The 21,799-nt window shown below is 54.7% G+C and carries 19 protein-coding genes and 3 pseudogenes; 12 read left to right on the top strand and 10 right to left on the bottom strand.

The window, feature by feature from the left end; all coding sequences use genetic code 11:
* Positions 1–54: 54 nt before the first annotated feature.
* The 3 genes from TKWG_RS13850 to TKWG_RS13840 all read left to right on the top strand — a co-directional run bounded on the left by TKWG_RS13850 (position 55) and on the right by TKWG_RS13840 (position 4,051).
* Positions 55–963: a LysR family transcriptional regulator gene (locus TKWG_RS13850; protein WP_014751428.1), complete on the top strand. Its 909-nt coding sequence runs from the start codon at positions 55–57 to the stop codon at positions 961–963.
* 356 nt (positions 964–1,319) lie between these two features.
* Positions 1,320–2,909 (top strand): TerC family protein, encoded by a 1,590-nt coding sequence (locus TKWG_RS13845; protein WP_014751427.1) that lies wholly within the window; start codon positions 1,320–1,322, stop codon positions 2,907–2,909.
* A 143-nt stretch (positions 2,910–3,052) separates the two neighbouring features.
* The gene (locus tag TKWG_RS13840) at positions 3,053–4,051 is read left to right on the top strand and encodes a Bug family tripartite tricarboxylate transporter substrate binding protein (protein WP_014751426.1); all 999 of its coding nucleotides are present in this window, start codon (positions 3,053–3,055) and stop codon (positions 4,049–4,051) included.
* A gap of 106 nt (positions 4,052–4,157) precedes the next feature.
* Here the strand turns inward: TKWG_RS13840 and TKWG_RS13835 are convergent, their stop codons facing one another.
* The 6 genes and pseudogenes from TKWG_RS13835 to TKWG_RS13810 all read right to left on the bottom strand — a co-directional run bounded on the left by TKWG_RS13835 (position 4,158) and on the right by TKWG_RS13810 (position 9,515).
* Entirely contained in the window at positions 4,158–4,961 is an 804-nt protein-coding gene (locus tag TKWG_RS13835; RefSeq protein WP_238534424.1) for a Bug family tripartite tricarboxylate transporter substrate binding protein, read from the bottom strand.
* A gap of 246 nt (positions 4,962–5,207) precedes the next feature.
* Positions 5,208–6,191: a Bug family tripartite tricarboxylate transporter substrate binding protein gene (locus tag TKWG_RS13830; RefSeq protein WP_081489398.1), complete on the bottom strand. Its 984-nt coding sequence runs from the start codon at positions 6,189–6,191 to the stop codon at positions 5,208–5,210.
* 224 nt (positions 6,192–6,415) lie between these two features.
* On the bottom strand, positions 6,416–7,114 hold the full coding sequence (locus TKWG_RS13825; RefSeq protein WP_014751422.1) for a 3-oxoacid CoA-transferase subunit B: 699 nt from the start codon (positions 7,112–7,114) through the stop codon (positions 6,416–6,418).
* A pseudogene (locus tag TKWG_RS13820) lies at positions 7,107–7,779 on the bottom strand (3-oxoacid CoA-transferase subunit A). The gene TKWG_RS13825 and the pseudogene TKWG_RS13820 overlap by 8 nt, the downstream one beginning before the upstream one ends.
* A 169-nt stretch (positions 7,780–7,948) precedes the next feature.
* Positions 7,949–9,121 carry a thiolase gene (locus TKWG_RS13815; RefSeq protein ID WP_014751421.1) on the bottom strand — a complete coding sequence of 391 codons (1,173 nt, stop codon included), beginning with the start codon at positions 9,119–9,121 and terminating at the stop codon, positions 7,949–7,951.
* Positions 9,118–9,515: pseudogene (locus tag TKWG_RS13810) on the bottom strand (Zn-ribbon domain-containing OB-fold protein). Before TKWG_RS13810 ends, TKWG_RS13815 begins: the two are co-directional and overlap by 4 nt.
* Positions 9,516–9,831: 316 nt before the next feature.
* Here TKWG_RS13810 and paaG point away from each other — a divergent pair.
* Positions 9,832–10,632, top strand: a complete 801-nt coding sequence (gene paaG, locus TKWG_RS13805; protein WP_014751418.1) for a 2-(1,2-epoxy-1,2-dihydrophenyl)acetyl-CoA isomerase PaaG — start codon at positions 9,832–9,834, stop codon at positions 10,630–10,632.
* Between the two features lie 854 nt (positions 10,633–11,486).
* Here the strand turns inward: paaG and TKWG_RS13795 are convergent.
* The 3 genes from TKWG_RS13795 to TKWG_RS21695 all read right to left on the bottom strand — a co-directional run bounded on the left by TKWG_RS13795 (position 11,487) and on the right by TKWG_RS21695 (position 12,827).
* A complete protein-coding gene (locus tag TKWG_RS13795) occupies positions 11,487–11,996 on the bottom strand; it encodes a peptidylprolyl isomerase (protein ID WP_014751416.1) in 510 nt (169 codons plus the stop codon).
* A 122-nt stretch (positions 11,997–12,118) separates the two neighbouring features.
* Complete coding sequence (locus TKWG_RS13790) at positions 12,119–12,451, bottom strand: hypothetical protein (RefSeq protein WP_014751415.1); 333 nt, start codon at positions 12,449–12,451, stop codon at positions 12,119–12,121.
* Between the two features lie 166 nt (positions 12,452–12,617).
* Positions 12,618–12,827, bottom strand: a complete 210-nt coding sequence (locus tag TKWG_RS21695) for a hypothetical protein (protein WP_014751414.1) — start codon at positions 12,825–12,827, stop codon at positions 12,618–12,620.
* A 194-nt stretch (positions 12,828–13,021) separates the two neighbouring features.
* On the opposite strand from TKWG_RS21695, the pseudogene cysS reads away from it, so the two are divergent.
* The 8 genes and pseudogenes from cysS (at position 13,022) to TKWG_RS13750 (ending at position 20,864) form a co-directional block, all read left to right on the top strand.
* Positions 13,022–14,472, top strand: a pseudogene (cysS, locus tag TKWG_RS13785) (cysteine--tRNA ligase).
* Positions 14,473–14,483: 11 nt separating this feature from the next.
* Positions 14,484–15,107: a DNA-3-methyladenine glycosylase family protein gene (locus tag TKWG_RS13780; protein WP_041710316.1), complete on the top strand. Its 624-nt coding sequence runs from the start codon at positions 14,484–14,486 to the stop codon at positions 15,105–15,107.
* A 46-nt stretch (positions 15,108–15,153) separates the two neighbouring features.
* Entirely contained in the window at positions 15,154–16,113 is a 960-nt protein-coding gene (locus tag TKWG_RS13775) for an acetyl-CoA carboxylase carboxyltransferase subunit alpha (RefSeq protein ID WP_014751412.1), read from the top strand.
* Between the two features lie 26 nt (positions 16,114–16,139).
* On the top strand, positions 16,140–17,138 hold the full coding sequence (gene tilS, locus TKWG_RS13770; protein WP_081489301.1) for a tRNA lysidine(34) synthetase TilS: 999 nt from the start codon (positions 16,140–16,142) through the stop codon (positions 17,136–17,138).
* A gap of 426 nt (positions 17,139–17,564) precedes the next feature.
* Positions 17,565–17,879 (top strand): PepSY domain-containing protein, encoded by a 315-nt coding sequence (locus tag TKWG_RS13765; protein WP_322786634.1) that lies wholly within the window; start codon positions 17,565–17,567, stop codon positions 17,877–17,879.
* Positions 17,880–18,452: 573 nt separating this feature from the next.
* Positions 18,453–19,691, top strand: a complete 1,239-nt coding sequence (sorA, locus tag TKWG_RS13760; protein WP_014751408.1) for a SorA family sulfite dehydrogenase catalytic subunit — start codon at positions 18,453–18,455, stop codon at positions 19,689–19,691.
* Between the two features lie 11 nt (positions 19,692–19,702).
* Complete coding sequence (locus tag TKWG_RS21685; protein ID WP_014751407.1) at positions 19,703–20,113, top strand: hypothetical protein; 411 nt, start codon at positions 19,703–19,705, stop codon at positions 20,111–20,113.
* 97 nt (positions 20,114–20,210) lie between these two features.
* Complete coding sequence (locus TKWG_RS13750) at positions 20,211–20,864, top strand: glutathione S-transferase (protein WP_041710311.1); 654 nt, start codon at positions 20,211–20,213, stop codon at positions 20,862–20,864.
* Here TKWG_RS13750 and TKWG_RS13745 read toward each other — a convergent pair.
* A complete protein-coding gene (locus TKWG_RS13745) occupies positions 20,857–21,753 on the bottom strand; it encodes a LysR substrate-binding domain-containing protein (protein ID WP_014751405.1) in 897 nt (298 codons plus the stop codon). The genes TKWG_RS13750 and TKWG_RS13745 overlap by 8 nt on opposite strands.
* Between the last annotated feature and the right edge of the window lie 46 nt (positions 21,754–21,799).

The following is a 21,799-nucleotide window of genomic DNA, read 5'->3' as shown; positions in this document are numbered from 1 at the left end:
ATGGCGGACAGCATTGTTCGTATTTCTCAACCACCCCCTTCGTGTAAGCTTAAGATGCGCTATGACCTGACAGACCTTAAACTGTTCATCAATATTGGTGAAGTCTCTAACCTGACCAAGGCCGCGGAAAAAACCTTTCTGTCGTTGCCGGCTGCCAGCGCCCGAATCAAGAATCTGGAAGACTCCCTCAAGGTCCGCCTGCTGATTCGCCAGGTTACCGGCGTGAGCGTCACTCCGGCCGGCGAGGTCTTTCTGAAATATGCCAAGGGGGTGTTTCAGCAGCTCGAATGCATGCATGCCGAGCTGCAGCCGTTTTCCACCGGCATCAAGGGCAAGCTGCGGATCATGGCCAATACTGCGGCCACCCACTCGTTCATGTCCGAAGCGTTGTCGACGTTCCTGGCCGAAAATCCCGATATTGATATTGAATTGGAAGAAAAATTATCCAAGGAAATTGTCTCTGCCATTCGTGGCGGCTCGGTAGATATTGGTATTGTCTCCAGCAACGTCAATCTGGATGGCATGGATGTGGTGCCGCTGTTTCGCGACGAACTGGTGGCCGTTACCCATTTGGCGCATCCGCTCAAGGATCTGAAGGAAATTTCATTTGAAACGCTGATCGACCAGTATCAGTTTATTGGCATAAACCCGGAAAGCGCGATTCAGACGTTTCTGGATGACAAAGCCTATAAGCTGGGCAAGCGCTTGCATCAGCGCGTACATGTTGGCAGCTTCGAAGCAGTGTGTCGCATGGTTGACGCAGGGATCGGGCTGGCAATCGTACCGGTAGAATGCGCCCGCGCCTACAGCCGGGCGCCGCGTTTGCATATACTCAAACTCACAGATGAATGGGCCGATCGCGAACGCAATGTCTGCCGTCTGGCCGGACGCGATCTGCCCGCCTACGCAGAAAAATTCATTGGACACCTGCTCGATGTGTCGAAGCGGATGCATGAACGCTAGTGCAAGGGCATGATGAAATGGCGGTATTTCTATGCCGATGGAAGTTCAATAACGACGACGCGACAGCAAAAGTTGATTCTAAATTAGAGAAAGACACGTCGGACAGGCTAATGATGTTGTAGTATTCAGGTATCTGTAAGAAAAGGACGCGCATGTTTATGCTCGTCCGCCACTATGAACAAACCTCCTTCGATGAGGGCGTGCTGCACTGTCAGTACGCCCTGGCCCTTCCTCCGGCTATTTGCCGACCCGTCTTTTTGCCCTGACAGGCACCTCTCCCTATTGCTGCAGCGCTATGCATTGCTGCGGGGCATTTGCGTTCGCGCTTCTCTTTCTTTTACTCGCAGGAATCTAAAATGATTTTTGATTGGATGGCTGACCCAACCGCCTGGCTCGGCCTGGCCACGTTGATTGTGCTCGAAATTGTATTGGGCATCGACAACTTGGTATTTATTGCCATATTGGCCGATAAATTGCCACCCCATCAACGAAATAAAGCACGCATGATCGGCCTGGCGCTGGCCATGCTGATGCGTCTGGGTCTTCTGGCCAGTATTGCCTGGGTTGTAACGTTGACGGCACCACTATTTACAGTGTTTGGTTCTGAGATTTCAGGTCGCGACCTGATATTAATATTTGGCGGTGTTTTCCTTTTGTTCAAAGGCACCATGGAGTTGCACGAGCGTGTCGAAGGCAGCACTCATGGGGAAACGACAGGCAAAATCCAGCATGCCATCTTTTGGCAGGTCATCTTGCAAATCGTAGTGCTTGATGCCGTTTTTTCACTGGATTCAGTCATAACCGCAGTCGGCATGGTACAGGATCTGAGTATTATGATGATCGCTGTCGTCATAGCGATGGCCGTTATGATGCTGGCCAGCCGAACTTTGATGGCATTTGTAAGCCGGCATCCCACCGTGGTGATTCTGTGTCTGGGCCTGCTTCTCATGATTGGATTCAGTCTGGTCGCCGAAGGTCTGGGTTTTCATGTTCCCAAAGGCTACTTATATGCTGCGATCGGATTTTCAATCTTGATCGAATTTTTCAACCAGCTCTCGAGCCGCAACCGGGTTCGGCGCAAGCATGCGTTGGATCGACGTCAGCGCACCGCACAAACCGTCTTGCGGCTGTTGCGTGCCGGAAAACACCCTGAGCAGACGGACACTCAAAGCGACGGCGAGGCTGTTTTTATTGACGGTCTGGATGATGAGCCGGCATTCGCACCAGAAGAAAGCAATATGATTGAACGGGTACTGGACATTGGTGCACGCGATGTGCGATCCATCATGGTGCCGCGGGGAAAAATGGTCTGGCTGAATATACAAGACACGGCTGCAACAGTGATCGAAAAATTTTCATCCGGACACGCGCGCTTGCCCCTGTGTGATGGAGACGCGGCCAATGTTATCGGCGTACTGCATTTCAAGGACTTTTTAAATCATATGTCGTCGCGTAGCGAACCGGACCTGGCGCAACTGGCTCGCAAGCCTCATTACGTGATAGAGACCATGCCTGCATTGAAAGTGCTTGAAGTGCTCAGAAGGTCGCGGGAACACCTGTTGATCGTGGTGGATGAAAGAGGTGTATGCGAGGGGCTGCTTACACCCCTGGATGTGTTGACCGCAATTGGCGGTGAACTCCCTGAACATGCTGACGCAGTGTTAAAGGCAGTACAGTTGGCGGATGGCTCGTGGCTGCTTGACCCGAGTATGCGAATCGAAGAGGCCGGCAGAACGCTTGAACACCACGGCTATTTGCTGGAGCATACGGATGCGACGTTGACCGGTTGCCTGCTGCGCATCGTCGGTCGAATCCCCGATATTGGAGAAACCATTAAATGGCAGCAATGGTGTTTTGAGATAACGCGTCGCAATGGTCATCGTCTGGAGCAGGTACGCGCGTATAGAACAAAGGAATCAGATATCAATACAGAAACCGCTGTTTAATAGCTCATGGCGGTCTTCGGCAGCGCTGAGGGGATCCTTCACGTATAAAAAACAGGGCATGGAAGGTTCTCGCGGCATAATTGGAGGTTGAAGAACCCACAAGAACGTCATGTCATTATGAACATGATAATAAGGAGACTGTTTTGAAAACCCTGATGATGCAACGCAGGCAATTGCTCAAATCCGCGCTTTATGGCGCTGCCGCCGTATACGGTTTGCGACCAGCCATGGCTTTTGCTGCGCAATGGCCGGCAAAGGCGGTCAGTTTTATTGTTCCTTTTGCGCCGGGCGGCCCGGTCGATACGGCCGCGCGCATTGTGACCAATGGCTTGACCAAGCAATGGCAGCAGACAGCCGTTATAGAAAATCGCGCGGGCGCCGGTGGCATTCTGGGGGCCAGGCTGTCGGCCCAGGCCAAACCGGACGGATACAATTATTTTTTTGCCGCCATTCACCACGCTATTTTACCCAGCCTGAATAAATCCCTGGATTACGATATTCAGAAGGACTTTGTACCGGTGGGCATGGTGGCACGCTTTCCGATCATATTGGTAGCCCATCCGTCGCTGAAGGTTAAATCGGTTAAGGAGCTGATTGCGCTGGCAAAGGCCCAGCCCGGCAAAATTGCCTATAGTTCCTCGGGAACGGGCGGCGGCACCCACCTGGCAGGTGCCTTGTTTGCCAGCATGGCCGGTATTGAGCTGCAGCACGTACCCTACAAGGGCAGTGCGCCGGCGGTTCAGGATCTGGTGGGCGGGCAGGTGCAGTTGATGTTTGCGGATGCCACGTCCGCCTTGCCTTTCATTAAATCTGGCAAGGTGATTCCGCTAGGTGTGGGCAATCCCCAGAGATCGGACCTGGCGCCGGATGTGCCTCCCATCGCCGACGAAGGCTTGCCAGGCTACGAAGCCTATTCGTGGAGTGGTCTGTTTGCGCCCGCGGGCACGCCGGCCGACGTGGTGAAGCAGTTCAATCAAAATCTCAATGCGCAGTTGAACGATAAAAGCGTTATTGAGAAAATGCATGGCAGCGGGTCGGAAGCCGTGCCCATGACGCCAGAGGAGTTCGGCACGTTTCTAAGCGACGAAATTGCCAAGTGGCGTAAGACCATTAGCGACGCCAACATCACCATCCAGGGTTGATTTATCGCGCAACAATGACAATCAGGCAGCAGGCGATTGCTTTTTCATCAGCATATCGCCTGCTGCCTGATTGCGTTAGGCCAGGTATCGCGGGTGTTGGCCGGTTCTATTTAGCTGCCTGAATGCCGGCTTTTGCTGTCACTTCGCCCCACAAACGGTATTCGTTATCGATACGTGACTTCAATTGCTTGCCGCTGCGCAATGAAATGGTATAGCCCACTTTTTCCATTTGCTTGCGATACTCGGGCAGGTCAGAGACCGTCTTCAAGGCCTTTTCAATTTGCCCGGCGGTCGCATCATCCAGTTTGGCCGGACCCACAACCCCGTACCAGCCGGTTACATCGTAGTCTTCAATACCCGCTTCGGACATGGACGGCACGTCGGGCAGCGCGCGATTGCGTTCCTTGGAGGTAACTGCCAGGGCCCGAACCTTGCCGCTATTGATGTAATTGATCGCCGTACCGGTGATGTCGAACATCATTGACGTCTTGCCGCCAATCACATCGATCATGGCCGGTGCATTGCCGCGATAGGGAACGTGCAGCATTTGCGTGCCAGTTCGCTGCTTGAGCAGTTCGGCAGACAACTGGTTGGATGATCCTACACCCGCCGAACCAAAGGATAAGGCGCCAGGGTTGGCTTTGGCGTAGGCAATAAGTTCACTGATATTTTTAACCGGCAGTTTGTTATTGACGACCAGCACATTGGTATATTCGACCAGGTTGCCCAGGTAACGGAAATCCTGATCCTTGTCGATCTGGATTCCTTTTTGAATATGCGGTGTGATGGTCAGCGTCGGACTGGCCAGAAAATACAGCACGCTGCCGTCTGCCGGCGCCCTTGCCACGTTCTCTGCAGCGATGATACCGCTGGCGCCGGTTTTGTTTTCGACAACGACCGGTTGCCCGATCTGATCACCCAGAAATTTGGCAAATTGTCGGCGGCCGTATCTACCGGTCCGCCGGCCGCATAGCCGACCACCAATTTAACAGGTTTGTCAGGCCAGTGACTGTTTGCCCAGACAAGGGCGGGGGAAAGCAGCCACAGCAGGGGAGTGAAACGCAGGTAACGTTTTGACATAATGTCTCCATTGGTCATTTTGTGGTCGGAAGGCACATTTGCGCACCTTCCGTAATACACAGCTGCAGGCCCGGCGTTATTCGATGCGGGCGCCAGACTGGTCGACCGCGGTTTTCCATTTTTTGATTTCAGCTGTAATAAGATCGGCAAATTGCTTTGGTGTGGAGCCTTCTATTTCGTAGCCGAATTGGGTCAGTTGTTGTCTGACGGCAGGTGTTTGAGCTGCATCATTGAATGCCTTGTTCAGTTGCTGGACCACGTCCTCGGGGGTGCCTGCCGGCGCCAGGATGCCGTACCAGCCGTTGACGGCAAAACCTGGCACACCAGACTCTGCCACAGTAGGCACATCGGGCAGAACAGCGGAACGCTTGGTTCCTGTTACTGCCAGCCCTTTGAGTTTGCCCGCCTTGACATGAGGCAGGGAGGTGGAAATGCTGTCAAACATTAGCGAGACTTCGCCGGAGAGCATGGCTACCACCGCGGGGCCACTGCCTTTGTAGGGCACATGGACCATTTTGGTGTTGGTGGCACTTTTAAACAGTTCTGCCGCCAGATGGCTGGTGTTGCCGTTGCCGGCAGAGGCAAAGGTGAGCTTGTCCGGGTTGGCCTTGGCATAGTCGATCAACTCCTGCGTTGTATTTGCCGGCGTCTGTTTGGCGGCGGTCACCAGCATGGGCAAGGTCGCCAGCACAGATACCGGCGCGAAATCCTTTTCGGTATTGTACGGGAGCGATTTATACATGCTGGGGTTGATCGCATGTGCGGCCAGCACCATCAGCACGGTATAGCCATCGGGTTTAGACCGTGCCAGCTGCGCCGTAGCGATCGTGCCACCGGCGCCCGGGCGGTATTCAAGCACAACGGGTTGTTTGATTGTTTTCTGCATTTGCGCAGCAATTGGCCGGGCCAGCATATCGGCGCTGCCGCCCGGTGGATAAGGAATCAGCAGGGTAATGGGTTTGTCGGGAAAGGCCTGGGCGCCTGCGCTTAGCGCCAGTCCGAATGCCATGACGCCTGCGTGCAGCATCAGATGTCGCAGCCTGTTGAATGTTGTCTTCATGATGTCTCCTTGGATTTTATATTGCTCTTGATGGCAGGCAATAGATGCCTGCCAGTGATGCTCTGCTGCCTTGTGTTCAAACACACTTGTAATCGCCGGTTGCGGGGCGCTTTTTTCAGGATACGGCCAGGTGGCGTAGTCTTTTATCGCTCAAGGGCAGGTAATGGCACGGGTTCCTCGTGGCGCTAGCGCCATCCGCTTGCATTATCCCGTCAGTCTGCTATTCATTCCAGATAGGGTTGTCCTGCATTGTCCACCCGGATAGTCTGGCACGGGCCATCCATGTGCAGCGGGGCGTCGCTCAGATTCTGCAATTGGTCTTGTGTCAGCCCTTGCACCATGGCACGTATAATAAAGCGGCCGTCGCACACCTGAACGATGGCCAGATCGGTGTACACATAATCGACCACGCCGGCGCCGGTCAGCGGGTAGGTGCAATGTCGCAGTAGTTTGGCGGCACCGGTTTTGGTTGTATGCTCCATCATGACCAGCACCTGCTTTGCTCCTACGGCCAGATCCATCGCGCCCCCAATTGCTGCAATGGCATCGGGGGCATCGGTGATCCAGTTTGCCAGGTCCCCGTTTTCGGCAACCTGAAAGCCGCCCAGGATCGAATAGTCCAGATGTCCGCCACGCATCATGGCAAATGAATTGGTGTGTTCGGTAATGGAGGCGCCCTGCAACAGGACAATGGGTTTACGGCTGGCGTTGATGATATCGGTATCGATTTCGTCATCAATTGCGCTGCGTCCCATGCCCAGAATGCCGTTCTCGCTGTGCAGGATAATTTCCCTGTCTGGCGGCAGGTAGTCTGCGACAGACGTTGGCATGCCGATACCAAGATTGACATAGGCGCCATCGGGCAGGCTATTGGCTACCAGTTTGGCAATCTGTTCCCTGTCAAGACGAATGTAGTCAGTCATGCTGCGCTCCTGCAAGTACGATATGTTTCACAAAAATTCCGGGGGTCATAACCTGCTCGGGATGAATACTGCCCAGTTCGACCACTTTATCGACTTGCGCAATGGTGTGCTTGGCGGCAGTACACATGACGGGATTGAAGTTTCTGGCCGCCCAGCGATAGGTCAGGTTACCCCAGCGGTCGCCCAGATGGCGCGCACCAGTGCGAAATCTGCATGCAGGGTTCTTCCAGCACATAGCCTACGCCGTTGACCACGCGTTCTTCCTTGTTTTCCGATACGCGCGTGCCATAGCCGGTGGGTGTAAAAAACGGACCCAGCCCCGCGCCCGCTGCCCGCATTCTTTCGGCCAGGGTGCCTTGCGGGGTGCATTCGAGCTCGATCTGGCCGGCACGGAACGCCTGTGCGAACACATCCGATTGCGGCGGACGGGGATGAGAGCAGATGATTTTCCTGACCTGGCCGTTTTTGATCAGCCGGGCGATACCCACCTCGCGTGTGCCGGCGTTATTGCTGATAATCGTTAAGTTGCGTGTCCCCATCTTTGCCAGACTGGCCAGCATTTCAAAGGGAATACCGGCGTCGCCAAAGCCGCCCACCATGATGGACGCCCCTTCGGGAATCTGGCTTAATGCCGCTTCGTGTGTATCTAGAATCTTGTTTATCATCTCAATCCAAGGTAGGGCAGCTTGCCCGGCTATTGTTGTGTAAGCGTGTGTCTGACGTCTTCACGGCATCCCGGCGGCAGAGTCTCATCTGCCACCATTGCGCCTGCGTCTGATGTTGCCTATGCTTCAGGTACGTATGATCAGTTCATAGGGCGACGGTTAATGGTTTTCAAAGGGTCGCTTCGGTCCCCAATATGGCGGTCGATTGGCTCGAGAGCGTGCCACCGTTGCCATGGACGACAGCCAGTTGGGCGTCGGCTACCTGACGAGCATCGCATTGCCCCCTTAACTGCCTGACCGCTTCGATTAGAATAAAAATGCCGTACATGCCCGGATGTACGCAGGACAGGCCACCGCCGTTGGTATTGACAGGCAAATGGCCGCCGGGGGCGATACCGCCTTTGCTGACAAAATCCCCGCCTTCGCCCTTGCGGCAGAAGCCCAGGTCTTCCATGAACAAAATTGTGTTGATGGTAAACGCGTCATATACTTCGGCCACATCAATCTCCGAAGGCTTGACGCCAGCCATTTCAAATGCAATTTTTCCGGACTGTTTGGCAGCGGTTACGGTCAGATCGTCCATGGACGAAATCTGGCGATTCCACACAGCCGTGGAGTTGCCCAGGACGTAAACGGGTTTCTGCTTGAGGGTTTTGGCCCGGTCTGCGCGCACCAGCACATAGGCGCCGGCCCCATCGCTTACCAGGCAGCAGTCGCGCACAGTAAGGGGATCAGACACCATGCGCGCCGAGAGCACCTGGTCAATTGTCAGCGGATCGCGCATGGACGCCTCTGGATTGAGCTGGGCCCATTGCCGGGCGGCAACGGCCACCTCTGCCAGATGTTCACGTGTCGTGCCGTATTGATGCATATGCCGGGCGGCAGCCAGGGCATAGGAGCTTAGCGGGCTCAATGGCTGATAAGGATTTTCGTAAGGCTGCGGGTCCATGACCTTGCGCATGTTGCCGATCGCGGCCCGGTTCAGGGTGGAGCTGCGTTGCGTACTGCCGTAACAGACGAGCACGGCATTGCACTGTCCGGAAGCTAATGCCTGCATGGCGGGCATCAGGTGCGCGACAAAGCTGGAGCCGCCCACCATCGTGTTATCAATAAAAGTCGGCTTGATGCCCAGGTGTTCAATCACCGGCATCACCCACATGGTCGAGGCGACGCTGGCTGTGGCAATGCCGTCGATATCCTGCATGGTCAGGCCGGCATCGCGCACCGCACGCGTGGCCGCCTGAACAAGAATCTCCATCTCGGTATAACCCTCTGCCAGACCCAGCCCTGCATGTCCGACACCGACAATTGCGGTTGCACCGCGCAGTTTCGCATCTATCATGCCCGATCTCCTGCCGGGACAAACACCAGCAAGGCGCTGTCGCCTGTCTGTTTGATATGGGCGCTGACCGCCAGGCCGATTTTTACCTCATCTGGCGCAATCTGTTCTACCCGGCTCATCATGCGGGGGCCTTCCTCCAGGTCGATCAGGCGACGTTATAGTCGCCACCTTTTTCCGGTTTGTTGCGAACAACCGTGGTGGAATACACCGTGCCTTTGCCCGATGGTTCGTACCATTGCAGATCATCGCTGCCGCAGTGGGGGCAGATCATGCGCGGGTAGAAGATGCTGTTGTTGCATTGGGCACAGCGCTGAATGGTAAACACGCCAGCCTGCAGCTGGGTGTCGAAGTACTTGTCTGCGCCGGTTTCCAGCGCCTGGTTACTCACGGTCATGGCTATTCCTGTATCGAAAATTGCATATGTCGTACAGTATTGATTCGTGGGTCATCAATTGGCAATCTGTTTTTCCCGAAGGATAACTTCAGACCCACTTAACTCACGTTTTCCCTCAAGCGGCATCAGGCTCAAAAACAGGCGAACGGGGCTTCGGCAATACAGAATTGCCGTTGCCGGAAATTTGTAGTGAGATAGGGCCTGTACCGATTGTTTGCCAATGGCGTATCGTCAGATTGGTTATGATGACGGGTTTAAGGAAAGCCGGTAGCGACGTCTGCATCGGTCTGTGTGCAATTTTCAGGGGAGTGCAGCTGTGGAAAAAAAAGACTATGAAACGATTTTGTTTGAGTACCGTGACAGTGTGGGATACATCACGCTCAACCGGCCGGACAAACTCAACAGCTTTACGGGGCAGATGCACAGCGAGTTGCGCGACGTGCTGGACTTTCTTGAGTCGCGGGCGGATTTGCGCGGGGTCATCCTGACCGGGGCAGGGCGCGGGTTTTGTGCGGGCCAGGACCTGGGCGAGCGCCAGCCGCTGGAGCCGGGCCAGTTCCGAGACCTGGGCGAAGCGCTGGAGAAAAATTACAAACCACTGATTTTACGGATGCGCGCCTTGCCCGCACCGATAGTCTGTTTCGTCAATGGCGTGGCGGCGGGGGCAGGCATGAGCCTGGCGCTGGCCTGCGATCTGGTTTTTGCGGTCAAGTCTGCCAAATTTATTCAGGCATTTGCCAAAATCAGCCTGGTGCCGGATGCCGGATCTACCCATTTTCTGCCGCGTCTGATCGGTACCCAGCGCGCCATGGGTGCAGCCATGCTGGCAGAGCCAGTATCTGCCGAACAGGCCGAACAGTGGGGCATGATCTGGAAGTGCATTGCAGACGATCAGTTGCAAGCGCAAATGCAAACTGTCCATACGCAGCTGACCACTGGCGCGACCCGTGCACTGGCGGCAACCAAACATGCCCTGTACGCAAGCGCCGATAACAGCCTGGCCGAGCAACTCGAACTGGAAACAGAATTGCAGCGTGAGATGGGAATGAGCGAGGATTACCGGGAGGGCAGCAAAGCCTTTCGGGAAAAGCGCAAGCCGCTGTTTCAGGGGCGCTAGCGCACTGGCTGCTGTTCGGGACTTCTGGCTGGCGGTGAGCGGCGGCCTTATACGACGTGCCGCGCAGATTTATTGCTGCGGCGCCTGGTCGAACGCCGGCGCCGTATAGCCGTGCATGGTGATACCCGCGGCGCTGATCGACAGATAGCCGCCCCGAAAAGGCGGGTGATCCCATTCCCAGTCGGGTAAGACCCAGCGACACCGTTGCGTGCCGTGGTCTTCGAATTGATGGCACTTGGCTTGTGGGTATGGCCATGGACCAGATGAATCAGCGCGGGATGATCGCGGAATACGTCGGATATCGCCTCATGGGCGACATCCATCAGATACATTGGTTTTGTGCCATGCGCATGCATGCTGGTTTTGCGGGCGCGACGCGCAATCGCCCGTCGTACTTGTAACGGCAGGGCCAGAAACAGGCTACGGACAACAGGATGGCGCGACAGTTTACGGAAACGCTGGAAGGACACGTCGTGAGTGCAGAGTTCGTCGCCATGGCTGATATGGATAGGCCCGCATCGGTGTGAAACAGGCCGAATCGGGCAGCAGGGTTGCGCCCAGCAGACGGGCCAGATCCGGTCCCATCAGAAAATCACGATTGCCATGGCCTATGAACAGCGGGATTTTTTCGCAGTTGCGGCCAGGTGCCCAATGGCTTCCTGCAGCCAGGGATCTGGATTCTTGATAGCGGCATCGTCGCCAATCCACGCGTCAAAAATATCACCTGCCAGTATGAGGCCATCGGCATGCGCTGCCGCCTCTGCCAGAAAAGCATAGAAAACGCGGCAGGTTTCGGGAACCTGCGCGCCAGATGGATATCTGAGGCGACCCAGATTGTTCCGGGCAGCGTAAAATCAGTTTTCGACAACGCTGGCTTTTTCGATAATAACGGGTTCAACCGGCACATCTTGATGGAAACCACGATTGCCTGTTTTTACGCCTTCAATTTTGTCGATGACGTCCTGACCCTGTACCACTTTACCGAATACGGCATAACCCCAACCTTGAGCAGTAGGGGCCGAGAAGTTCAGGAAATCATTGTCCTTGGCATTGATGAAAAACTGGGCAGTGGCCGATTGCGGATCGTTGGTGCGAGCCATGGCAATGGTGTACTTGTCATTTTTCAGGCCATTATCGGCTTCATTTTTGATCGGCGCTTCGGTCGCTTTCTGTTTCATTTCAACGTCAAAACCACCGCCCTGAATCATGAAACCTTTGATCACGCGGTGAAAGATCAGGTTGTCGAAGAAACCGTTGTTGACATATTTCAGAAAGTTTTCTGTGGTCACCGGTGCCTTTTCAGCATTCAGTTCCAGGACGAAATCGCCCTGATTGGTTTGCACTTTAACCTGTGGCTGACTCATGGATGTTTCCTTTTTAGTTGAAGAATCTGCGGCATATGCCGCCTGTAGCGCGGTGACCGACAGCACGGCCCCCAGCGCGAAGCCGGCAATGCGGCGTGAAAATGCGAAGTGTGATATCACGTTCAGTTACCTTCAATGATGCGTCCGATGGCCTGTGCCTGGGCTTGTGCCCCGGGGATGCCATGGCGGGCGGCATCGGCAAACGCTTTCTGGGACAGCATCAATTGCACCATACCCATGTTGCGCAATGCAACCCCATAACGAGGATTAATTGACAGAGCGGTTTTGAGTGCCTCGTAGGCCGGGTCTGTGAGCCCCGCCTGCAGATAGAGCGCGGCCATATTGTTCCAGGGTTCAGCCAACTCCGGATAGCTGGAGGTCATGCTGCGGTACACTTCCAGCGCCTGCGGCTTGCGATCCAGCGCTGCCAGCGCCCGCCCTTTCAGAAACAGCAATTGAACATCTGTCGCCGGCGCGATAATGCGGTCGTTGGCGTTCTGGCGGCGTTCGATCTCCTGCAGCGCTTGGCTGCCTGGCCCTGCGTGATCATTGTGCTCAGACGGCTGGCCGCGCCCGACGCCGTTTCCGGAATGGACGTGTCAACCGAGGGTTCCAGCTTTTTCAGAACGTTTGCCAGCCCTGCCAGCCGGGTTCGCGCGCATTGGCGTTGTCCGGGGTATACATGGGGGCGGGAATGCCATTGGCCGTGCCGCCCGAAGGCGCCGAGCCGGCCTGGTACGAGGTTGTCGCCTGCTGGGCTATTGCCTGCAGCGCTGGCAACAGGCACAGGGAGCACACTAACAGCGATCGGTGAATAACATTAAGTTTCACAGCGCTTATCCAGAAAATCGTGAAAGAAAACCTTCAAGTACATGCTGCCTCTGGTGAGGACTTGCTATACTTACTCCTTCGTATTTTAGCCTTAGTTGAGCGTGCGGCGTATAAACCCTAAGCTGCTACGGCTTTTTTTCTTTGCTGCATCGGTCAATCCCGACCGTTGGCACGTCCAGTTTTTTATTTCCGCCATGCAAATATTCAATACCCTTTCCCGCGCCAAAGCGCCTTTTGTTACGGTAGAGCCCGGCAAAGTGCGGATGTACGTTTGCGGCATGACGGTCTATGATTTCTGCCATCTGGGCCATGCCCGTATGCTGGTCAGCTTCGATGTGGTTCAGCGCTGGTTGCGTCAAAGTGGCTATGAAGTCGACTACGTACGCAATATCACCGATATCGACGACAAAATCATCAATAAGGCAGTATCGCTGAACCAGCCTTTACATGCGGTTACGTCTTTCTATACCGACGCCATGCATGCCGATGAACGGGCGCTGAACGTACAGCCTCCCGATCGGGAACCCCGAGCCACCATGCACATTCCGGGTATGCTGCAAATTATCAAGGACTTGCAGGACAAGGATCTGGCGTATCAGACCCCCGATGGCGACGTTAACTATGCGGTACGCAGTTTTCCCGGATACGGCAAGCTATCGGGCAAAGTGCTGGATGATCTGCGTGCGGGCAACCGCGTGGCGGTCTCCGACGGCAAGCGTGATCCGTTTGATTTTGTTTTGTGGAAACAGGCCAAACCCAACGAACCCGAAGACTCCATCTGGGATTCGCCTTTCGGGCGTGGTCGTCCCGGCTGGCACATTGAATGTTCCGCCATGAGCCGGGAACTGCTTGGTCAGCCGCTGGATATTCATGGCGGCGGCCTGATCTGAAGTTTCCCCACCACGAGAACGAAATTGCGCAGTCTGAAGGCGCTTACGGCGGCACGCTGGCCAATTGGTGGATGCATTGCGGCCCGCTGATGGTGGATGACGAAAAGATGTCCAAATCACTGGGCAATTTCAGGACAATCCGTGATACTGTCAGTTCTGAGCCCGACAGCGCGTCGGCCGATTACCAGATCAACACGCGCGAAGCAGAAATGCTGCGGTTTTTTGTGGTGCGCAACCATTACCGCAGCCCGCAGAACTTTACGCCGGACAACCTGTACAATGCACAGGCGGCCCTGGATCGAATTTATCAGACGTTCAACAATACCGGGGTGACCGATACCGCATCCATTGACTGGTCGCTGGATTTTGAACAGGCGTTCAAAGCCGCCATGGATGACGACTTCAATACCGCAGTGGCCATTGCTGTCCTGTTTGACATGGTCACCGAAGCAAACCGGCGCAACAGTGCCACGCTCAGCGGCCGAATCCGGGCACTGGGTGGCGTATTGGGCTTGTTGCAACAGGATCCGCAGCATTACCTGCAGTCGCCGACGCGCTATATTAAACGCGAAGGTCAGTCTGTTGCTGCAACTGCCTTGAGCGAGTCCGAGATCGAAGCACTGATCGAGCAGCGTCGCCAGGCCAAGCAGGACCGTGATTTCGGCAAGGCCGACCAGATTCGTGCACAGCTCAAGGAGCAGGGCGTGGAACTAGAGGATAAACCAGGTGGCCTGACGCAATGGCGTCGCGCCTGATAGGGGAAGACATGTCATCTGCAGCACCTGCGCCGGTAAAGCCCGAATATTGGGACGAGGCCGTTACATTTCTGATCAAGAAAGATCGCATTCTTCGTAAAATCATTCCGGCCAACCCCGACTTATGGCTGGCGACCAACAAAACGGCCTTTGTCACATTGGCGCGGGCCATTATCGGCCAGCAGATTTCGTCTAAAACGGCGGACCTGCACTGGAAAAATTTCACACAGCTTTGCGGTCATCGGCCTTCGCCGGCCACTGTTCTTGAATACAATGAGGCGCAATGGCGGGAAGCGGGGTTGTCCAAGCGAAAAACCGAATACATTCTGGATTTGGCGAATCATTTCAACGAGCGTAAAGTAAATCCGCTGAAATGGTCTAAAATGGACGACGAAGACATCATTACCGAATTATGTGCAATCCGGGGCATCAGCCGCTGGACGGCCGAAATGTTTCTGATTTTTAATTTGCACAGACCAGATATTTTGCCAATCGATGATCCGGGCCTGCTCAAGGCAATCTCGGAGCACTATTTCAGCGGTGAACCTGTATCGCGGTACGAGGTACGTGAAGTAGCGCAATCGTGGCAACCGTGGCGAACAGTTGCGACATGGTACTTATGGCGCAGCCTGTAAAGGCGCAGCAGGGTACGCGTGAACAACCATTCATGACAAGATAACTATGAAATTTACTTTTTTAGAATTTGAAGGACCTATAGCAGAGCTCGAGCAGAAGATCGAGCAGTTGCGCCATGTTTCCTCTGATTCAGCAGTCGATATTTCCGAAGAAATCACCAAACTGCAGCAAAAAAGCGAGAGCCTGACCAACAGTATCTATTCCAAACTCACGCCCTGGCAGACTGCACTGGTTGCCAGGCATCCGCAACGACCATATACCATGGACTATGTCCGTGAAATCTTTACCGATTTTCACGAACTGCATGGTGATCGCATGTATGAAGACGATCTGTCCATCGTGGGGGGGCTGGCCCGATTCTCCGGCGAAGCCTGCATGGTTATCGGCCATCAGAAAGGGCGCGACACCAAAGAGCGCGCCAAACGCAATTTCGGCATGCCACGCCCTGAAGGCTATCGCAAGGCGTTGCGTCTGATGCGTCTGGCAGAAAAATTCCAGTTGCCGGTATTCACTTTTGTGGATACCCCGGGTGCTTATCCGGGTATTGGCGCCGAAGAGCGCGGGCAGTCTGAAGCCATTGGGCACAATCTGTACGCCATGGCGGAGCTGCGGGTTCCCATTATTTCCACGATTATTGGCGAAGGCGGCTCAGGTGGCGCGCTGGCGATTGCAGTGGGTGATGTAGTGCAGATGCTGCAATACTCCACTTATGGCGTCATTTCCCCCGAAGGCTGTGCCTCCATTCTGTGGCGCAGTGCCGACAAGGCACCGGTTGCAGCCGAAGCGCTGGGCATTACCGCGCCGCGCCTGCTGGAGCTGGGTCTGATTGATAAAGTGGTGCCGGAGCCGGTGGGCGGGGCGCAACGCGATGCCGTGAGCATGGCCAAAACCCTGAAACGGTCGCTTTCCGAAGCGCTGCGGCAGGTCTCCGGCATGGACGTTGACGAGCTTCTGGACAAAAGGCTGGAGCGACTCATGTCTTATGGTCGTGTCCAGGATAAATAATTCTTTCTTGCAGCAGCCGGGCTGGCTTGAAGATACTACGCTTCTTGAGCCTTGCATGCTGTTCTTGGCACGATAGACGCAGGCAATATTGCAATTGGGGTAAGCGGCGGGGCCGATTCGGCCATGCTGCTGGTTGCCGCCAGCCAGATTGCCGCGCAGCAAAAAAAACCATTCACGCTGTTCACGTACACCACGGGCTGGTGGCCACGGCTGACGCCTGGGCTGCACATACGGCACAACTGGCGCAGCAGGTTGGCGTGGCTTTTCATTTCCTGCCAGTGCAGGTCGCGTCGGACACCGGCAAGGGCGTTGAAGCGGCGGCTCGGCTGGCGCGCTACAACGCGTTTGAACGTTGGTCAGTAAATCACGATTGCCATCATATGCTGCTTGCCCATCATCGGGACGATCAGGCCGAAACCATGCTGCTGCGTCTGTTGCGCGGAGCCGGCGTGCAGGGCATGTCAGGCATGGCGGCCCATACCCGGCGCGGACCCCTGCAGTTATACCGCCCTTGGCTGGGCGTGGGACGCAGCCGGATTCTGGAAGCGGCTGCCCGCTATGAAACCAAGACCGGCTGGGTGCCCGTGCAGGATCCGACCAACCAGGATGAGAAATATACCCGTGCTGCCGTGCGCACCCTGCTTACCCCCGTTCTGAACAAGCGCTGGCCCCAATGGCAGGGCAACCTGCTGCGCCATGCGCGCGTGATGGCGGAAAGCAGTTTGCTGTTGCAAGACCTGGGCGATATGGATTTGCAGTATTGTCTGCTCACTGAAGACGGGCTTGGCTTTTCTCTGGTCCGCTGGCGTGAGTTGCCGCAACATCGCCAGGCTAATGTGCTGCGCCAGTGGTTGGGCCGCCTGCATATTGCCATGCCTACCGAAGCGCGACTGAATCAGTGGTTGCAGCAATTGCGGCAAGTGCATGCACTGGGACATGATCGCAATATTCTGCTCAAGCATCAGGGCTGTAGTATCGTTTGCCGGCGCGGCCAGGTGCAGGTGCTTCTGGACCCAGTGGATTGATTGATCCTGTTTGGTTGCGCGTGATCCGAAGTGGTCTGCCGCCAAAGACAAGAAGACGTATCAGAGAAAAATAGATTCCCCCTGGCGTACCGTTGTACGAAGCCACTTTGCACAGACAGTGCCCTTTGCCGATTCGTGGACCGGTTTGCAGGAAAAATCCGCGTTTTCATCCCGCCTGGCAATGTGTGCGGCATGACGGGACATCTGCCGTATGCACCCGCTTGCGAGCCAGTAAACCGGGCAATCAGACTGCAATGTGTTTCTGCTGCCAGCCAGATGTGTCAGCATTTTTCAAAATGAACAGACTGCTTTTTTTGTGACTATATTGACTCAGAACGCGGCTTTTTAGTCGTGTCTGCAGAAGTATCAATCTGGAATTTCTGTCCGACTCCTGACATATTCACAAGGTGAGATCATGAAAAAAATATTAACTGCTGGCATGCTTGGTCTGCTGATGGCAGTCGCGCTGCGACCGGGGCCCTGGCGTATCAGGGCGGGCATCGCGGCGATGTTTCTCCTGCACAGGCGATGCGTATTGCCGAAAGGGCCGTAGGCGGCCAGGCCTATAAAGTCGAACCCGACCATTATCGGGGACGGCGCGCGTATACGGTGGATGTCAGAAAGGCCAGAAGGGTGGTGCAGGTGGATGTGGACGCGCGCAATGGAAAAATCCTGAATATGGAACGTCATAGTCGTCGTGGTCCCGTCACGCAACATCCACGGGCATACCATCATCGTTGAACCTGTATTGTCACGTCATGTCTTGCGGCATCGCGCCGAATCATGCCTTGACGCATGGCATCGCGGAATTAATCACAATTGAAATAGTGACATTAGCCGCAGGCAATCAGGTGGTACCCCATTACAAATGAATTTGAGCGTAGCCAGCGAGCCGATACATCGCAAGCAAATCACTATGCCGCAACCGAATCACTGCGGCATCATGGCTACATAGCCCAATATGATTGTCGCGTATCAACTTACTCTGACCTGAATGTTTCGTCATAAAATGCCGGGCATTCTGGTACGGCCGGATTCTGTTGTGGCTACATTATTGCAACAGTGTATCGATGTGTATTTTTGTCGCAACCGGGCATATTGAGTAAGTACTTGATTTAACTTTATTTGCATGCGTGCTGCGCGCTCCTGGTTCCATGAAGGAAATTCAACTGGTTCTATACCGGGCAAATCACTTGTACTAATATAAAAAAAGATATTGCCCTGTCTGTTGCATGCCGGCCATGCCGGTCCACTTGCAGCGACGGCTCGTAGCTGCGCTGTGTGGCGCGCCGGTAATACAAACAAGGAAGAGACATGCAAGACCCAAACCGCTCTCATGCTGCGCGACGGCGCTTTTTGAAATCTGCCGGCTATACAGGCATCGGATTATGGTCCGGCCTGGCGCTGTCTCCGGCATTGGCCGCGGACAAGGACACCATCACATTGCCTTTTGGCAACGGCGAGCGTGTGCTTGAAGCCTTTCCAGGCAAACGTCCCCTTATCGTTCTGACCAATCGTCCCCCGCAGCTGGAGACGCCATTTTCAGTTTTCAACGACGGCCTGATTACGCCGAATGATGCTTTTTTTGTGCGTTATCACTGGAGCGGCATTCCCACAGAAGTCGACTTGAAAAGTTTTCGACTGAAGGTGCATGGCTCAGTCAGCAAGCCGCTGGAGCTGACGCTGGATGAACTAAAGAAACTTCCCAACAAGCAAATCACTGCTGTACATCAGTGTTCCGGTAATAGCCGCGGTTTTTTTGAACCGCGCATAAACGGTGGGCAATTGGGACATGGTGCGATGGGCAATGCCAAGTGGAAAGGCGTCGCCCTGAAAGACGTGCTTGAACTTGCCGGTGTTGCGGGCTCGGCCAAACAGGTGGCCTTTAACGGACTGGACCATCCCCCTGTTCCCAATGGACCGGATTTTATCAAGGCATTGGATATTGATCATGGTATGGACGGGGAGGTAATGCTGGCATGGTCAATGAACGATGAGGATCTGCCTTTGCTCAATGGCTATCCGTTGCGTCTGGTTGTGCCTGGCTACTTCGGCACTTATTGGGTCAAGCATTTGAATGACATCCATGTGATGGACGACGTTTTTGATGGATTCTGGATGAGCAAGGCCTATCGTATTCCAGATAGTGATTGTCATTGTGTAAAGCCCGGAGAGGCACCAGGTAAAACCATCCCGATTGAACGGTTCTCGGTTCGTTCGTTTATCACAAACGTGGCTGAGGATACGCGGATCACGGTAGGCAAACCGCTGGCCTTGCGAGGCATTGCGTTTGATGGCGGTTCGGGAATTAAATCGGTGCAGTTATCGACCGACGGTGGCAGCAACTGGTTGGACACCAAACTGGGCGAGCAAATCAGCAAGTATTCCTTTCGCGAGTGGACCGGCGAGTTCACCCCCCGGAAACAAGGCGAATTCAAACTGATGGTTCGGGCGACCAATCATAAAGGTGAAACCCAGCCCATGCAGGCCAACTGGAATCCGTCAGGCTATCGCATGAACCGCATTGAACAGATTCGTGTAATCGCAGCATAGGGAGCGCAGCAATGGAATATTTATCTATACGTAAACAGATGCTGCGCTGGGTCGTCGTCGGCTGTGCATGGCTGCCTGTGGCCGCCATCGGCGCCGGCGTCGAATTTCCCCAGGAAGCCGGTGGCTATAAGAAAAGCGATTTGCCCGGATACCAGATTGCCAATGGCCTGTGCCTGATGTGTCATTCATCTCAGTATGTTTCGTCGCAGCCTCCAAAGTCATCGCCAAAATACTGGAACGCCACCATTCACAAAATGAAAGACGTTTACAAGGCGCCGTTGCAGGACGATATGATTCCTGCTGTGGTGGAGTATCTGAGCGTTGAATATGGTGGCCAGGACCGCGCAGCAGCGCATGCCGATTATGAAAAAGCCATGGCAGCACTGAAGAATCCTGCTGCCAGCGATAGCAGTAAAAAATAGCGCCGCTTGCATCCTTGGCAGGCGAGTGTGGTAGAGTCAAAGCATGCCTGAGCTTCACGAATGTGAGGCAGGCATCCTTTTTTATCGTGGCTCTGTTATGTCCTATCCTGTTCTCTATTCTTTCCGACGTTGCCCCTACGCGATGCGCGCCCGGCTGGCCATCGCGGCCAGCGCGCAAACCTGCCAATTACGTGAGATCGTTCTGCGCAACAAACCGGCAGCCATGCTGGCCGCCTCGCCCAAGGGAACTGTGCCGGTATTGGTTCTTCCTACAGGGCAGGTGATTGAGCAAAGCCTGGATATCATGTTATGGGCCTTGCGCCAGCACGATCCATTTGGCTGGCTGACGCCGACAGGAGGTTCGTTGGCCGATATGCTGGCGCTCATTGAATCTTGCGAACACGATTTCAAGTGTCTTCTTGACCGCTACAAATATCCGCAACGTTACGAACTGGAACACGGGTTGCAGCACCGCACTCAGGCGGCAGACTGGCTAATGACACTGGAAGGCACTCTGAGCCATACGCCGTATCTTTCGGGCTTGCATTGCGCGCTTGCCGACATGGCCATTGCACCGTTTGTCAGGCAGTTTGCTCATACTGATTTTGCCTGGTTTGAAACGCAGGCCTGGCCGCATGTGCTGCGCTGGCTTGAAGACTGGAAGCAGTCAGCAATTTTTGCGCGCGTGATGCACAAGTATGCGCCGTGGGAAGAAGGGCAGGCACCGGTGCTGTTTCCACCACCTATGTAGGCTGCGTTTTGGCTATCTGATATAACCAATCCTTGAAGATACGAATTTTTGGGACCTGACTTTCATTCGCGCGCCAGGACACCGTGTGAGTGACTACGTTCATTTCTTTAAAAACGCCTTTTCCCAGTTCGATCAGGTCGCCGCGAGCGAGCTCGCGCTCGGCCAGGCGGGTACTCTCCAGTGCCACGCCCATGCCGTCAGTCGCTGCCGATAGCGACATTGCGGCACGATCAAATGATGGCCGAGGTCTGGCCGGCAACCGCAGGTTGTTCAAGGTAAACCAACTGGCCCAGGTCACATTATTCAATTGTGAATCAATCAAAACCAGTTTTTTCATCAATGCCGCCGCGTCTACGCCCGGTTCAATCAGCGAGGGCGAACACAAGGGCACATTTCTCTCGGTGCCAAGCGGCTCATTCACAATGCCGGCACGGTCAATGATCGTGCCATAACAAATAGAAATATCCAGCTCGCGCATGCGAACCAGATCCACCTGTTCCGATCCGGTTGTCAGGCGAATCGTAATATCGGGATGCGCTTTCATAAATTGTGGCAGCTTGGGCCCGAGCCATTTGACTGCCAGGCTGGGGGCGCAATAGAGCGCCAGCACCTGCGCTTTGGGTGCGAGTGATACTTCGGCGCAGGCGGCTTCGATAACATCAAATATTCTTGACAGACTCTCCAGGAACCGCTGCCCTTCGAGCGTGAGCTCAACACGTCGGTTGCGTCGGATAAAGAGTGCGCACCCAAAATAATCTTCAAGTTTGCGGACCTGATGACTGATGGCCGATTGGGTCAGATGCAATTCCTGGGCGGCCAGGGTGAAGCTTTTTAAGCGGGCGGCCGACTCAAAGGCGCGTAGCAGCGTGAAGTGCGGGATATTTCTCATATTTGTCATTATCCATGAATCACATTCATGATTCCATGAAGAACTA

The organism is Advenella kashmirensis WT001 (assembly GCF_000219915.2).
Classification (GTDB): domain Bacteria; phylum Pseudomonadota; class Gammaproteobacteria; order Burkholderiales; family Burkholderiaceae_B; genus Advenella; species Advenella kashmirensis.
The sequence above is the reverse complement of the archived record's forward strand: the minus strand, read 5'-3'. Positions and strand labels throughout refer to the sequence as shown.